Here is a 13,502-nt window from a genome sequence, read left to right on the forward strand (position 1 = left end):
AAATATCGGTCCCGTGAGCCGTGGCGACGGGCTCTGGAGACTGTTCGGGAGAGAGGTGCTCATGTCGCTACGAAATGGTTTGCGAAGTGGTGCTTTCGTCCTATCGATTGCCCTCGTCGGTCTCTTTTCCGCCGCATCCGGGCTCCTGCCTGGCTGCAACGTGATCGTCGCGGAGCCCATCCAGACGTCGAGCGACGTCGGGAATCCATGTGTGCCCTTCGTCGAGCTCGACGCCCGATTCCCCGGCACGAAGGTCACGGAGCGCAACATCGTGACGAACGATTTCCAGCAATGTGAGACGGGGATCTGCCTGATCAACAATTTCCAGGGCCGCACAAGCTGCCCGCTCGGACAACCCGAGCCGACCCCGTGCACAGGCCCCCTCGACGCGAGCTGCGGCCCGGACCAATCGTGCGTCGAGTCGGGCGTCGTCCCGGTCCCTTGTGATCCCCAGGCGGCGGACGGAGGCGCCTCGCAATGCGCGAACTACGGCGGTGCATGCAACGCGGAGCACGGCGCGTGCGAATGCACCGCGGACGAACATTGTCCCCAGGGCACGACGTGCGACGTGACCACGAAACAATGCAAGAAGTACGTCTGCCACGTGCCCGGGAGCTGCCAGAGCGAAGGCGCGAGCGAGCTCGACAACGAGGGCAAGAGCTGCTGCGTCCCCGGATCGGACGCGCCGGTCTCGAGCGCCGTCTGCGGCCAGTGCGGGTCACGCCCTCCCGAGCAAGCGGTGTATTGTTCCTGCCGCTGCGGCCCCGCGGAAGGCGCCCCGGACGAAGGAAACTATTGCGAGTGCCCGGACGATTTCGAGTGCAAGGAGCTCGTCCCCTATGTCGGGCTCGGCGATACGGCGGGGAAGTATTGCATCAAGAAGGGGACGGCGTCGGACGTCACGTGCGGGGCCGTGCACGGGTATTTCGACCCCGCCGCCTGCAAGGGCGTCGGTTTTCCCTGACGGACGACGGCCGGCGCTCCTCGCTTCGATCCTTCATCCCCGCCCGCCGCGGCCGCGCGGATGCGCACGATCGAAGGGCACGCCGTGCCGCCACGGCTCGCTCGGCACGTCGCCCTTGATCCGCGCGTGCTCCGGCTCCGGCTCGCCTGGCCCCACGCGCACGTCCGAGGTCGCCGGGGCCATCACGGTCGCGTCGTTTCGATCTCCCGCCGACCTCGGCGCTTCATTCAAATCGGCGGGCGACCCGCCGGGGCCTTGCTCCGTGCCTTTTGGCCTGCCGGGCCCGCTCCGATCTTCCGCCATGATCTCGCCTCCTCGGAGCGAGCCTGGGGCCACGCGGGACGAAGCGCCATGGCGCGCGCTTCCTCGGGCCGCCCGTGCGGCCTCCTCATTGCTCGGGTTTGTCCTCGCGATCGCTGACGAGCCCCGTCGCCGGCCTGTCGCCCTCGTATCCGGTCTGCTGCACGTGCTCCTGTGCGAGACGCTCGCTCTCGACAGTCTCGATGTCCTGCCGGACACCCTGCTCCACGGGCCTTTCACCCTTCGGCTTGCTCGGTCCCTGATGCTGGTTTGCCATCGGATGCATCCTCCCGGCGTCGTTCTCGGGCCGCTCCGCGCCCACGGCAAGCGTCGAGCGACGGAAACACCCTTCACCGCGGCGCCCGCCGCGCCCCGCGGAGCCGCGGCAGGATGTTCGCGAGCCGCTGCCCGAGCGCCACCGCAGCCGGATCCCGGAACCGGACGTGAAAATGCGTCGCGTGGCCCCAGGCATGACGGATGATCGTGTCCCGCTTCGTGGGGCTCGGAAAAACCTCCTCGGGCGGCTGCTCGCCTTCGGGCAGGGTCGCGACGTACGCTTGCAAGAGGCGCTGCACCGACACGTCGATGAAGATCATCTCGACGTTGCCTCCCTCGATCAGCGCCCGCACGAGCGCCCACGTGCGCGCCGCGTCGAGGTTTTCCGCCGTGGCGCGCTGGTACCAGGTCGCCTGCGATTTGTAATAATACCCGATATCGGCATCGAGCCCCGATTGATGGCTGCGGTGGGGCTTGAGCCAGCCGCCCCGCTCGCGGGCGATGTCGCCGACGTAGAGCCGCGGCGAATCCGCAAAACATCGCCTCACCTCCCGCACCGCGCGCTCGATCGAACGAATGACGAGCTCCGTGCCCCAGCCATACCCACCGGCGCGCAGGATGCCCTCGGAGTCCTTGAGCTCCACGCCGCCGAACAGCGATCCCCGCGTGGGCGAACCCACCGACGCCGAGCCGAGCGCCTCGGGTTTTTCCTTGGCGAGGCGAAAGAGCTCCGTTACGGGCGGAGGGTCCACCACGCGCACCTCGATCGCGGGCTCCGGCATGCAACGCGCGGGCGCGGGCGGCGGCGGCGGCGGGCTCGCGGCCTGTGGCGTGTCGTTCGGCGTGGAGGCGAGCACGGACGCGACGCCCGGGAGTGCTCCCATCCGGCGCGCGGACGTCACCGGCGCGGCGGACGCCCCTTCGTTCGGGCTCGAACGCGCCCCGCGCTGCGCGGCGAAAACCGCGATCGACGCCGCAGCGACGATCACGATCGCGGAGCCAAGGGCGCGCGGGGGCACGGACCTCACGCCTTCATTCTACGACGAAAGCGCGGCGGGGCAGCCCACTTCGTGGCGCGGCCGATGTTGTGAGCTCCAAAGGACGTGGTCTACAGTATCGACCGAGTCGTTCTCCAGGGAGGTTCCATGACACGCGCGCTCGCCGTCACGTTGCTTTCGTGCTTTCTCGGGTTCGTCACCGGCTGCGGCGACACGGCCGATCCGGAGCCGGACGAGGGAAATCCCTTCGAGGGCACGTACAAGGTCACGAGCCACACGAAGGACGAGATGGGCTGCACGGGGCCCGGGACCGAGGTGACGGGCGGCGACACGTTCTTCCGCCTGACCGAGGAGAACCTGTTCGGCACGGCCGTCCTCGCCTACCGCACGTGCACCGACGCGACCACGTGCGAGGAGAGCACCAATCTCTTCGCGAGCTTCATCAACATGGGGAACGGCTGGGTCCGCCACATCGAGACCGCGTCGGGCACCAGCGAGACCTGCGCGCTCTCGTTGACCGAGGGCCCGCTCGTCGAGACCGAGACGGGCTTGCGCCTGGAGAGCCGCACCCACAGCGCCGACGTCATGCTGAACATGGGCGAGGAATGCGACACCGACCTCGTCGAACCCCGGCGCGACGAGCTCACCTGCACGGCGATCGAGATCCTGGTCGCGGACAAACTCTGAACCATGTCCTACAAAACGCTCCTCTACCGCGCCGAGGGCCGCGTCGCGCGGATCACGCTGAACCGCCCCGATCGTCGCAATGCCATCACCGACGAAATGCCCGGGGAAATCCGGGCGGCGGTCGAGCGGGCGAACGACGACGACGGCGTCCACGTCCTCGTGCTCGACGGCGCGGGCGCTTCGTTCTGCGCCGGCTACGACCTCACCCTCTTCGCGGAGGGTGAGGGTCGCACCATCGGCATCCAGAACATGCCCTGGGATCCCATGCTCGATTATCGCCTCATGAAGCGCTTCACGGACGACTTCATGAGCCTGTGGCGGAGCTACAAACCCACGATCTGCAAGGTGCACGGGCACGCGGTCGCCGGCGGCAGCGACATCGCGCTCTGCTGCGACCTCGTGGTGATGGCCGAGGATGCGTTGATCGGATACCCACCCGCCCGCGTATGGGGCTGTCCGACGACGGCGATGTGGGTGTATCGGCTCGGCGTCGAGGGCGCCAAACGTATGCTCCTCACCGGCGATCTCGTGAACGGCGTCGAGGCGAAGGCCATGGGGCTCGTGCTCGACGCGGTGCCGGCCGAGAGGCTCGACGCGCGCGTCGAGGCGCTCGCCGAGCGCATGAGCGGCGTGCCGCGCAATCAGCTCATGATGCAGAAGCTCTTGATCAACCAGGCCTACGAGAACATGGGCCTCGCCAATACGCAGATGATCGCCACGCTCTTCGACGGCATCACCCGGCATTCGCCGGAGGGGATGTGGTTCAAGAAGCTGAGCGAGGAGCAAGGCTGGAAGGCCGCGGTCACGTGGCGCGACAGCGGAAAACCGATCCCCTCGATCAAGGATCCCGACGAGGGGCAGGGCTAGTCAAGCGGCCGCAGCCTCGCGCGCGAGCCCCTCGCCGAGTCTGTCGAGCCCGATCTTCGTCCCGTGCTCGCGCCCTTCTGGCGCGTCGTGTCCATCGAGGAACGCGCCCTGCTCGGTGAACACGAGCCGCGTCCCTTTGCCTTCCGCCTTCAGCTCGATCGTCACCAGCGAGACCGAGATCCGCGTCTCGTCGCGGTGCATGTCGTACGTGTAAACGATGCGCTGGTTCGGAACGATATCCTGAAAACGCGTCTCATTCGTATAAACGGGTCCGCCTTTCGGCCCGCCTCGATACATCTCGCGGCCTCCGACGCGGAAATCGAACTCGTGCGTGCCGCCCTCGTGGCAGCTGAACCACTTCTGCTTCTCCTCCGTCCTCGAAAAGGCCGCGAATACGCGCGCCGGAGAGACCGGGTAAAACCGCTCGATGACGAAAGTGGTATGCGTGACGGATCGTTCGGTCATGGTTCATTCCTTCGGGTCAGGTTCGTCCGGGTGCTCGGCGAGGTATTCGCCGAGCCGATCGAAGCAGCGCTCCCAGCTCGCTCGCCTCTCGGCGATCCATCGCTCGGCCGTCCTGAGCGCCGTGGGCTCGAGCCGGCAGGTCCGCACCCGCCCGGCCTTCTCCGAGCGCACGAGGCCACTCGTCTCCAGCACCGAAAGGTGCTGCATCACCGCCGGCAGCGACATGGAAAGCGGCTCGGCGAGCTCACTCACCGAGGCCGGCCCACGGCTCAAACGCTCGATCATGACCCGACGGGTCGGATCCGCGAGCGCCTGGAACATACGATCGAGGGACGCGTTTTGGTTAAGCACGTGCCTAAGTATCGTCCTCGGCCCGGGATTGTCAAGAAATAGTTCGGCAAACTGTTAAGTGTTCTACCCGACATACAAAAAAATTTTGGGGGCGTGTCGATCCGGGCATCGCTCGGTCGTCGTCACGATGAAGGCCCGTCGGGGAGCCCAGCCCGAGCAAGCCAAGAAGGAGAGACGACCATGCGATTCATGATTTGCGCCGCCCCCGATCCGAACGCCCCGAAGACCGAGGGAGCTCCGCCGAGCGACGAGCTCATCGCCGCCTACATGAAGTTCAACGAGGACCTGACGAAGGCCGGCGTGCTCGTCACGGCCGAGGGCGTGAACCCGGCCACGCAGGGTGCGCGCGTGGGCATCAAGGACGGAAAGCGGGTCGTGCTCGACGGCCCGTTCGTCGAGACGAAGGAGCTCGTCGGTGGGTTTTACCTGATCGACGTGAACAGCCGCGAAGAGGCCATCGAATGGGCCCTGCGCTGCCCCACGGGGATCGGCCACGACGACATCCTCACCATCTTGCCGATGACGAACGCGGAGGACATTCCGCCCGAGATGATGGCCATCGTCGAGAAAGCGGCGCCGACGTGGCTTCGAACGTTCTGGAAGAAAAAGTAGTGGACCTTGTCGATCCCAGGGCCTCTCGTTCGACGTGTAGCTGAAGGCAAGAAGGAGAAACGACGATGAAGTTCATGATTCTGGTCAAGGCCACCAAGGACAGCGAGGACGGCGTTCTTCCGAGCGAGGAGCTCCTCACCGCGATGATGAAGTACAACGAGGAGCTCGTGCGCGCGGGCGTGATGATCGCGGGCGAGGGGCTGCACCCGAGCTCGAAAGGCGCCCGCGTCCGGTTCTCCGGGACGAACAGGTCCGTGGTCGACGGGCCCTTCGCCGAGACCAAGGAGCTCGTCTCGGGCTTCTGGATCTGGCAGGTGCGGTCGAAGGAAGAGGCGATCGAGTGGGTCAAGCGGATGCCGAATCCCATGTACACCGACAGCGAGGTCGAGATCCGGCAGGTGTTCTCGCCCGAGGACTTCGCGCCGATCGATCCCACGGGCGAGATGCGCGCGAAGGAAGAGCGCCTCCGCGCCGAGTCGGAGGAGCGGCTCGCCGGGAAGAAGTGACGGGGGCAAACCGGGGGTTTGGGGGCGGAGCTCGGCTCGTCCGAGCGAAGCCCCCAAGCGTGAACCGAACCTTGCGCGGGCGGAAGAAGATGCTCTGATCGGTGGCCGTGACGGCCTCCGCTACGCATCGAGCGATCGACGCAGTCTTCCGGATCGAGTCGGCCAAGCTCATCGCCGGCCTCGCGCGGATCGTGCGGGACGTCGGCCTCGCCGAGGAGCTCGCGCAGGACGCGCTCGTCACCGCGCTCGAGCGGTGGCCGGAGTCAGGCATCCCGGACAACCCGGGCGCTTGGCTCATGGCCACCGCGAAGCACCGCGCGATCGACGCCATGCGCCGAAGCAAGCGGATCGAGCGCAAGCACGAGGAGATCGGTCACGCGATCGAGGCCGATCGAGAAGCCGCCGCGCCCAACCTCGAAGCCGCGATCGACGAGGACGTGGGCGACGATCTCCTGCGCCTCGTGTTCACGGCCTGTCACCCGGTGCTGTCGATGGAAGCGCGCGTCGCGCTCACGCTGCGCTTGCTCGGTGGATTGACGACCGAGGAGATCGCACGCGCCTATCTGGTCCCGGAGCCGACCGTGGCCCAGCGCATCGTCCGCGCCAAACGCACCCTCGCGGAAGCGAAGGTTCCGTTCGAAGTCCCGCGCGGGGAGGAGCTCGCGGCCCGTTTGTCGTCGGTGCTCCAGGTGATTTACCTGGTCTTCAACGAGGGGTATTCGGCGACGGCCGGGGACGACTTGATGCGGCCCGCGCTCTGCGAGGACGCGCTGCGCCTCGGCCGCATCCTCGCCGAGCTGCTCCCGAAGGAGCCGGAGATCCACGGGCTCGTCGCGCTCATGGAGATCCAGGCGTCACGCGCGCGGGCGCGGGTCGCGCCGTCGGGAGAGCCGATCCTGCTGCTCGATCAGAACCGCGCGCTCTGGGACCACCTGCTGATCCGCCGCGGCCTCACGGCCCTCGCGCGCGCCGAGGCGCTCGGCGGCGCGCAGGGGCCGTACGCGCTGCAGGCCGCGATCGCCGCTTGCCACGCGCGCGCGCGGACCGCGGCGGAGACGGACTGGACGCGCATCGCGGCGCTGTACACGGCGCTCGTGGACATCACGGGCTCGCCCGTGGTCGAGCTGAACCGCGCCGTCGCGTTCTCCATGGCGTTCGGCCCGGCCGCGGGGCTCATGCTCGTGGACACGCTGGTCTCGGAGCCCTCGCTCGCGAGCTACCACCTCTTGCCGAGCGTACGCGGCGACCTCCTCGTGAAGCTCGGCCGCGACGCCGAAGCGCGCGTGGAGTTCGAGCGCGCCGCGTCCCTCACGCGAAACGCTCGCGAGCGCGCGCTCCTGCTCGAACGCGCCGCCGCGTGCGCGCGCGCCACGGTTCGCACGGACTGACCCTGGAGATCACCATGTGCCGGAACATCAAGACCCTGTTCAACTTCGAGCCCCCCGCCACCGAGGAGGAGATCCGCGCGGCGTCGCTGCAGTTCGTCCGCAAGCTGAGCGGCTTCAACAAGCCGTCGCGGGCCAACGAAGCGGCGTTCGACAAAGCCGTGGAAGACGTCGCGGCCGTGGCGCGCGTGCTGATGCAATCGCTCACCACGACGGCCGAGCCACGGGATCGTGAGATCGAGGCGGAGAAAGCGCGAGAACGCTCACGGCAGCGATTTCACCACGATTGATCCTTTTTCACATTCCTGCCATTACGCCCCGGACATGCGGGCGCAGGCGTCGTGCTCTCGTCTCGTGCCCGTCCGCGGGCTCTGGCACGATGCCCTCATGCGAATCACCGCTCTCCTCGCCTGCACCCTCACCCTCACGGCATGCGAGCGCGGTGGTCCTTCGGGATCGCCCGCAGATTCCTCGGCAGCACCGCCCGCCAGCATGGCTCCGCCGGTCGCATGGACGGCCCCGACCGCCTCGACCGAGCCCGCGGCGGCCGCGGCGCCCACGGCCAGCGCGAGCGCGGCTCCTTCCGCGGCGAGCGCCGAACCTCCGGATGCAGGCACGGATGCCGCCCCGGTCGCGGATCCGAGCCGCCTCACGCTCGACGGTCGCGCCACGCAGGGTGCGCTCCTCCGCGCGAAGCTCGACGGCAAACTAGGGAAAATGGCCTTCCCCGGGCATCGAGCCATCGTCAGCGACGAGGGCGACTTCTTGATCGCGTTCGGGCGCAACGCCCCGAAGCAGGAGAAGATGACGATCACGTTCGAGGACGGCCAGGTGCTCGAACGGGTCTTCGACGTGGAACAACGCACGTTCGAGACCGACAAGATCGACAACCTGCCGAAGGACATGGTCGAGCTCGACATGCCCACGCGGGTCAAGCTCACGCAGGCCGAGCAAAAGCTCGACGCGGTCCGGAAGAAGTACACGAAAAAGACCTGCTTCAAGGAGAGCTTCATCTGGCCCTCGAAGGGCAAGGTCACGTCGCGCTACGGGCAGCCGCGCTTGCTCAATGGCACGGACGGCGGGATCCACTGGGGCGTCGACATCGCGGTGCCGACGGGCACGCCCGTGCGCGCGCCGGCCTGCGGCACCGTGGTGTTCGCCGAGAAAAACCTGCCGCTGAGCGGCGACACGCTCATCATCGACCACGGGCAGGGTTTGACGTCGACCTTCATCCACCTGCAGGGCTTCGCCGCCAAGGTCGGGGACGAGGTCAAGCAGGGTCAAACCGTCGCGCGCGTGGGAATGACGGGCCGCACGAACGGGGCGCACCTCGATTGGCGCATGAATTTCTTCGAGGTCCGGATCGACCCCGAGCTTCTGGTCACGAACGAGAAATGACCGTCACCGCTTCGGGAACCGCGTCCGGAGGTCGTAAATGACCTTCTCGACGTTCGGGTTCTGAGGAAAACACGCGCGCCCGAGCGTCTCCAGCACGAGGCGCGCGCGGAAGTCGCCGTCCTTCTGCGCGCGGTCGAGCAGGGTGAGTTTGTCCACGCACGCGGCGTTCCGCAGGTCGAGCGCGATGCGCATCGCCGGCGACGCCTTGGCGAGCCTCTTCTCGTCCTGCAGGAGTTTCGTCGCCGCCACCGCGATCGGCGCCTTTCCTTGTCCCTCGACGAACGCATACAGTATGTCGAGCCCGTCGCTGCCGAGGTCGTTCGCGAAGAGATCGAGCAGCTCCGTATCCGCGTTCTCCCGCGAAAGCTGAATCGCGAGGCCCATCACGAGCTGCGAGAACTCGCGATCCTTGAACGCCTCCGGCGCGCCTTTGCCGAGGTCGATCACCACGCGGCTCGCGCCCCTCCAGTCCTGGAACCGGAATGCATTCTTGAATTTTTTCTTCGCCTCGTCGATGTCCGCCGCCGACATCGTGGGCGCCGGGACGGCAGCCGACGCCGCAGGCTCGGGCGCGGCCGATGCCGTCGCCGCGGGGGTGACCTCGGCCGGCCTGGCCGCGGGCGCGGGCGGCTTGGGCGCGGCCGTCGCCGTCGCCGTCACCGTCGTTTGCGGCGCGACCGGCGTCGTCGTCGCATTCCGCTTTTGCATGACGAGGGCCGCATACGCGGCGCCACAACCGAGCGCCACGCCCACCACCACGGTGAGCACGGTGCCCGCCGACGATTTCTTCTTTTTTTGAACGGGCGCCGGCGCCTCGGTCAGCTCGATCTCGTCGGCCGCCGGCGCCTCGGCCGCCTTCATTTCCACCGGTTCGGCGGACAGCGGTTGCGCCAATGGCAGAATGGGCTTCGCCACCGGCTTCGAGACGGGCGCCTCCGTGCCTTCCGAGGGCAATGTCGGCGCGGCCGGCCTTTGCGACGGCACCGGCGGCTTTTGCGACGGCGCCACCGGGGGCGGCCTTTGCGACAGCGCCGACGGCCGCATCGAGGGGATCGACGCGCGCATGCTCGCCTCGCCATCGTACCCCTCGCTCATCGGGGGCGCATCGTCTTCGCCCTCGGCCGGAGGCCCCATCTCCCACAATGCCTCGTCGATCGCCGCGGCGAGCTCGAGCCCGGTCTGATATCGATTCGCCGGAACCTTTTCGAGCAGCTTCCGCACGACCGCTTCGAGCGGCGCGGGCACCGTCACGCCCGGGCAGCGCTCGGAGATCGCCGGCGGCGGCTGGAACCGGTGCTGCATGAAGAGCTCGACGGGGTTCACCGCGGTGAACGGGTGTTTGCCCGAGAGCATCTCGTAGAACATCAGGCCGAGCGCATAGAGATCGCTGCGCGCGTCCACCGCGTCCATGCCGTCGGCGGCCTCGGGCGAGAGATACGCGATCGTCCCGAAGATCGTGCCGGCGACGGTGAGCGTGCCGTACTCGTCCTCGTCCCCGATCGACGCGCGCGAGTCCTGCCGCTCTCGCTCGCCCGCGGAGAGCTCGTTGACCTTCACCTTCGCGAGGCCGAGGTCGATGATCTTCACGGTCTCGGCCGGGCCGTCGACGACCATGATGTTGCGCGGCTTGAGGTCGCGATGGACGATGTCGAGGCGGTGGATGGCGTCGAGGGCCGAGGCGAGCTGCCGCGTCAAGCGCGCGGCGCGGCGCGGCGGCAGCGGGCCGTCTTGCAAGAGCTGATGGAGCGTCTTGCCCTTGACGTACTCGATGACGAGGAAGTAGCTGCCGTCGGGCAGCTTTCCGAAATCGGTCGCGCTCGCGACGTTCGGGTGCTGGATGTGCGCGCCGGCGATCGCCTCCCGCTCGAAACGCTTGACGAGCTCCGGGAGGTTTTCCGTCTCCGGATGAAGGATCTTGATCGCGATGCGCTTCTTCAGCAGCAGGTGTTCGCCGCGGTAGACCGCGCCCATCCCGCCCATCGCGATGAGCTCGCGGATGCGGTACCGATCCGAGATCACCCGGTCGATCATGCCGCGTGCGCGGTCTTGGGCTGCCCGGTCCGCCTGCGATGTGCCGCCTTGGGGTTGCTTGGAGGTCATGTCGGGAGCGAGATCGAGCGTGTGGATCGACCTCGGGTATCGAGGTCGACGATACGGTACCTGCTCGACGCGCGGCCGCCTAGAGGGATCGATGTAGGGGTTCCCGTCTCGAACGATCCCACCACGCCGGAAGGCTTCACGACCAGCCCACCTCGGCCTAACATCGCCCCGCACTCCCCGCGCCCATGCCCGCCAATACCACCGCGCCCATCCTCGGCTTCCTCACCGTGACGGGCTTCGTCGCCGCATGTGCGAGCGCGCCGCATCCCGCGCGACCACAGGCCGAGAGCGCAAAGGCCTCCCCGCCGCGCATGGCGCAGCGCAGCGCGCCCGAATCCCCTGCAGGCCCCGGCGCCGCCGCGAACCCCCCGAACACGCCGCCCGCGGACGATTCGCCGTCGGGCGCGTTCCGGGACGCGAGCCCGTTCGAGGCGCCGCCTTCGGGGCCTCCGCCCGCGCTCGCGCCGACGCCCCCGCGCCCGCCGGGCACGGATCCGACTCCGGAATCCAAGGCGCGGGCCGGGGCGATCACGGACTGCGGCGTGTGCAACAACTGGGGATATTGCGGCTTCTGCTTGTCGACGAATCAATGGCCCAAGAAAAAACCCGAGCCGAAGCCGCTCGAAGCGCAAAAGGTTGGCTCGCCGGACAAACCCAAGGGTTGAAGGAAAACGGGAGGGAAGGATGCGAATCCGCGATCTGCTGGGAATCGAGCTCGACATCATCCAGGCCCCCATGGCCGGTGTCCAGGGGAGCCGGCTTGCCCTCGCCGTGTGCAAGGCGGGCGGGCTCGGCTCCCTCCCCTGCGCGACGCTCGGCCCCGACGCGCTGCGCCGCGAGCTTCAGGCGCTCCGCAGCGGGACGAGCAAGCCTTTCAACGTCAACTTTTTCTCCCACACGCCGATCACGCCGGACCCCGCGGTGGAAGCTCGCTATCGGGGGATGCTGGAGCCCTTTTCCAAGGAGCTCGGGCTCGACCCGAACCTCGCCCCCGCGGGCGCCGGACGCGCGCCCTTCACGCACGAGGTGGCCGACATCGTCGCCGAATTCGCGCCGCCCGTGGTGAGCTTCCATTTTGGACTGCCTTCCGCCGATTTGCTCGCGCGGGTCAAAGGTTGGGGCTCCAAGGTTCTCTCCTCGGCCACGACCCTCGAAGAAGCGCGCTGGCTCGAAGCCCACGGCGCGGATGCGATCATCGCCCAGGGCCTCGAAGCGGGCGGACACCGCGGCCATTTCCTCAGCGATGACCTCACCGAGCAGATGGGCACGTTCGCGCTCGTGCCGCAAATCGTCGACGCGGTGAAGGTGCCCGTCATCGCGGCCGGCGGTATCGCCGATGCCCGCAGCGTCCACGCGGCGATGGCGCTCGGCGCGTCCGGGGTGCAGGTCGGGACCGCGTATCTCCTTTGCCCCGAGGCCGATACGAGCGCCGTGCATCGCGCCGCGCTGCAGAGCCCCGCGCGCCACCACACCGCCCTCACCAACCTGTTTTCGGGGCGCCCTGCGCGCGGCATCGTCAACCGGCTCATGCGCGAGCTCGGCCCCATGAATCCCGCCGCGCCGCCATTCCCGTGGGCGACCGCGGCCGTCGCGCCCTTGCGCGCCCGGGCCGAACGCAATGGCAGCGGAGATTTCTCGCCCCTCTGGGCCGGTCAGAATACGAGCACGCTCGCCGAGGTCGACGCCGCCACCTTGACGCGCGCCCTCGCCCCGCTCGACGCCCACCGGGAAATCCGATAGCCTCGAATGATGCGTACCAGAAACGTTGGTTCGATTTCGCGCGCGCCTCGGCGCGCAGGCGTTTTCCTCGCGGCCGCGGCGCTCGTGTCGTGCTTTAGCTCCTTCGCGGCGGCCGAGCAGTTCGTCGTGGTCGACGAGACGTACGAGCACACGCCCGACATGCCGGACTCCCATTACCGCGTCGAGCCGCGCTCCGAGGCGCCCTCGAACTGGAAGAGCCCGATCGATTACACCACGGGCACGGCGCACATGCACCTCGAGGTCTACACGAAGCCGACGGACACGCCCACGCGTTTCCAGGCCTGCTTCGAGGCGCAGCCGACGTATGCGTGCGTCGGGCAGGCGCCGGCCTACACGACCGTGGGCGTTTACGATTGGGAGACAAAATTCTCGGATTTCTGGTCGCCGCCCGGGACCACCGTCGATTGGACCCTCGGATCGGGTAAAATTGCGCTCATCCTGAAGGACACGCAGAACGGAAAACCGTCGGCGGACAACGTCGGCGCCGAGACGGCCGCGCTGTACATGCCCACGAAGGTCCGGTTCGTCGTGACGATCGTCTCCGCGGGGAGCACGTACGTGCCGCCCGCACCCGCGGAAATGGACGCGGGCGTCCCCGACGACGCGGGCGCGGGCTCCTCCACGGGCACGGGCGGGAGTGGCGGGAGCGGTGGCAATGGCGGCAGTGGCGGAGGCAACAGCGGCAGCGGCGGCGATCCCGTGAACATTCATCCGACCAACGACTCGGGATGCTCGTTCTCGACGGGGAATGGCGCCGTTCAGGGTACCTGGCTCCTCCTCGCGGCACCCGCGCTTCTGGCGATGCGGTCCCGCCGGAAGCGGTCCCGGTGAG

Annotated in this window: 17 protein-coding genes; 11 read left to right on the forward strand and 6 right to left on the reverse strand. The window is 68.0% G+C overall.

The genetic code is table 11. From position 1 onward, the window contains the following. Positions 1-61: 61 nt before the first annotated feature. On the forward strand, positions 62-964 hold the full coding sequence (locus tag KEG57_RS14290) for a hypothetical protein (RefSeq protein ID WP_272458543.1): 903 nt from the start codon (positions 62-64) through the stop codon (positions 962-964). A gap of 33 nt (positions 965-997) precedes the next feature. Here KEG57_RS14290 and KEG57_RS14295 read toward each other — a convergent pair whose 3' ends face one another. The 3 genes from KEG57_RS14295 to KEG57_RS14305 form a co-directional block, all read right to left on the reverse strand. After that, complete coding sequence (locus tag KEG57_RS14295; protein WP_272458544.1) at positions 998-1,267, reverse strand: hypothetical protein; 270 nt, start codon at positions 1,265-1,267, stop codon at positions 998-1,000. Positions 1,268-1,352: 85 nt separating this feature from the next. Continuing rightward, positions 1,353-1,541, reverse strand: a complete 189-nt coding sequence (locus tag KEG57_RS14300; RefSeq protein ID WP_272420337.1) for a hypothetical protein — start codon at positions 1,539-1,541, stop codon at positions 1,353-1,355. Positions 1,542-1,614: 73 nt separating this feature from the next. Continuing rightward, on the reverse strand, positions 1,615-2,568 hold the full coding sequence (locus tag KEG57_RS14305) for a penicillin-insensitive murein endopeptidase (RefSeq protein WP_272458545.1): 954 nt from the start codon (positions 2,566-2,568) through the stop codon (positions 1,615-1,617). A gap of 117 nt (positions 2,569-2,685) precedes the next feature. Between KEG57_RS14305 and KEG57_RS14310 the strand changes: the two genes are divergently transcribed. Both KEG57_RS14310 and KEG57_RS14315 read left to right on the forward strand, forming a co-directional pair. Next, on the forward strand, positions 2,686-3,225 hold the full coding sequence (locus KEG57_RS14310) for a hypothetical protein (RefSeq protein WP_272458546.1): 540 nt from the start codon (positions 2,686-2,688) through the stop codon (positions 3,223-3,225). 3 nt (positions 3,226-3,228) lie between these two features. Then, positions 3,229-4,092 carry a crotonase/enoyl-CoA hydratase family protein gene (locus tag KEG57_RS14315; RefSeq protein ID WP_272458547.1) on the forward strand — a complete coding sequence of 288 codons (864 nt, stop codon included), beginning with the start codon at positions 3,229-3,231 and terminating at the stop codon, positions 4,090-4,092. On the opposite strand, the gene KEG57_RS14320 is transcribed toward KEG57_RS14315, so the two are convergent. Both KEG57_RS14320 and KEG57_RS14325 read right to left on the reverse strand, forming a co-directional pair. Then, on the reverse strand, positions 4,093-4,557 hold the full coding sequence (locus tag KEG57_RS14320; protein WP_272420341.1) for an SRPBCC family protein: 465 nt from the start codon (positions 4,555-4,557) through the stop codon (positions 4,093-4,095). It abuts the gene before it with no gap. 3 nt (positions 4,558-4,560) lie between these two features. Further along, on the reverse strand, positions 4,561-4,908 hold the full coding sequence (locus KEG57_RS14325) for an ArsR/SmtB family transcription factor (RefSeq protein WP_272420342.1): 348 nt from the start codon (positions 4,906-4,908) through the stop codon (positions 4,561-4,563). Positions 4,909-5,088: 180 nt separating this feature from the next. On the opposite strand from KEG57_RS14325, the gene KEG57_RS14330 reads away from it, so the two are divergent. From KEG57_RS14330 to KEG57_RS14350, 5 genes are all read left to right on the forward strand, one after another. Then, positions 5,089-5,520 carry a YciI family protein gene (locus tag KEG57_RS14330; RefSeq protein WP_272420343.1) on the forward strand — a complete coding sequence of 144 codons (432 nt, stop codon included), beginning with the start codon at positions 5,089-5,091 and terminating at the stop codon, positions 5,518-5,520. Positions 5,521-5,585: 65 nt separating this feature from the next. Continuing rightward, positions 5,586-6,026: a YciI family protein gene (locus tag KEG57_RS14335; protein WP_272420344.1), complete on the forward strand. Its 441-nt coding sequence runs from the start codon at positions 5,586-5,588 to the stop codon at positions 6,024-6,026. A gap of 107 nt (positions 6,027-6,133) precedes the next feature. Further along, positions 6,134-7,414 (forward strand): RNA polymerase sigma factor, encoded by a 1,281-nt coding sequence (locus KEG57_RS14340; RefSeq protein WP_272420345.1) that lies wholly within the window; start codon positions 6,134-6,136, stop codon positions 7,412-7,414. Beyond that, positions 7,384-7,701, forward strand: coding sequence for a DUF2277 family protein (locus tag KEG57_RS14345; RefSeq protein WP_308215624.1), 318 nt, complete (start codon positions 7,384-7,386; stop codon positions 7,699-7,701). Before KEG57_RS14340 ends, KEG57_RS14345 begins: the two co-directional genes overlap by 31 nt. A gap of 97 nt (positions 7,702-7,798) precedes the next feature. Next, a complete protein-coding gene (locus KEG57_RS14350; protein WP_272420346.1) occupies positions 7,799-8,809 on the forward strand; it encodes a M23 family metallopeptidase in 1,011 nt (336 codons plus the stop codon). Between the two features lie 3 nt (positions 8,810-8,812). Here the strand turns inward: KEG57_RS14350 and KEG57_RS14355 are convergent, their stop codons facing one another. Further along, positions 8,813-10,909, reverse strand: a complete 2,097-nt coding sequence (locus KEG57_RS14355) for a serine/threonine-protein kinase (protein WP_272420347.1) — start codon at positions 10,907-10,909, stop codon at positions 8,813-8,815. Positions 10,910-11,094: 185 nt separating this feature from the next. On the opposite strand from KEG57_RS14355, the gene KEG57_RS14360 reads away from it, so the two are divergent. Genes KEG57_RS14360 through KEG57_RS14370 form a run of 3 tightly spaced genes read left to right on the forward strand, consistent with a single transcriptional unit; the run spans position 11,095 to position 13,501 of the window. Continuing rightward, positions 11,095-11,574, forward strand: a complete 480-nt coding sequence (locus KEG57_RS14360) for a hypothetical protein (RefSeq protein ID WP_272420348.1) — start codon at positions 11,095-11,097, stop codon at positions 11,572-11,574. Between the two features lie 19 nt (positions 11,575-11,593). Next, the gene (locus KEG57_RS14365) at positions 11,594-12,649 is read left to right on the forward strand and encodes an NAD(P)H-dependent flavin oxidoreductase (protein ID WP_272420349.1); all 1,056 of its coding nucleotides are present in this window, start codon (positions 11,594-11,596) and stop codon (positions 12,647-12,649) included. 6 nt (positions 12,650-12,655) lie between these two features. After that, entirely contained in the window at positions 12,656-13,501 is an 846-nt protein-coding gene (locus KEG57_RS14370; RefSeq protein WP_272458548.1) for a hypothetical protein, read from the forward strand. The last annotated feature ends 1 nt before the right edge of the window (position 13,502 follow it).

This window comes from Polyangium jinanense (genome assembly GCF_028435365.1).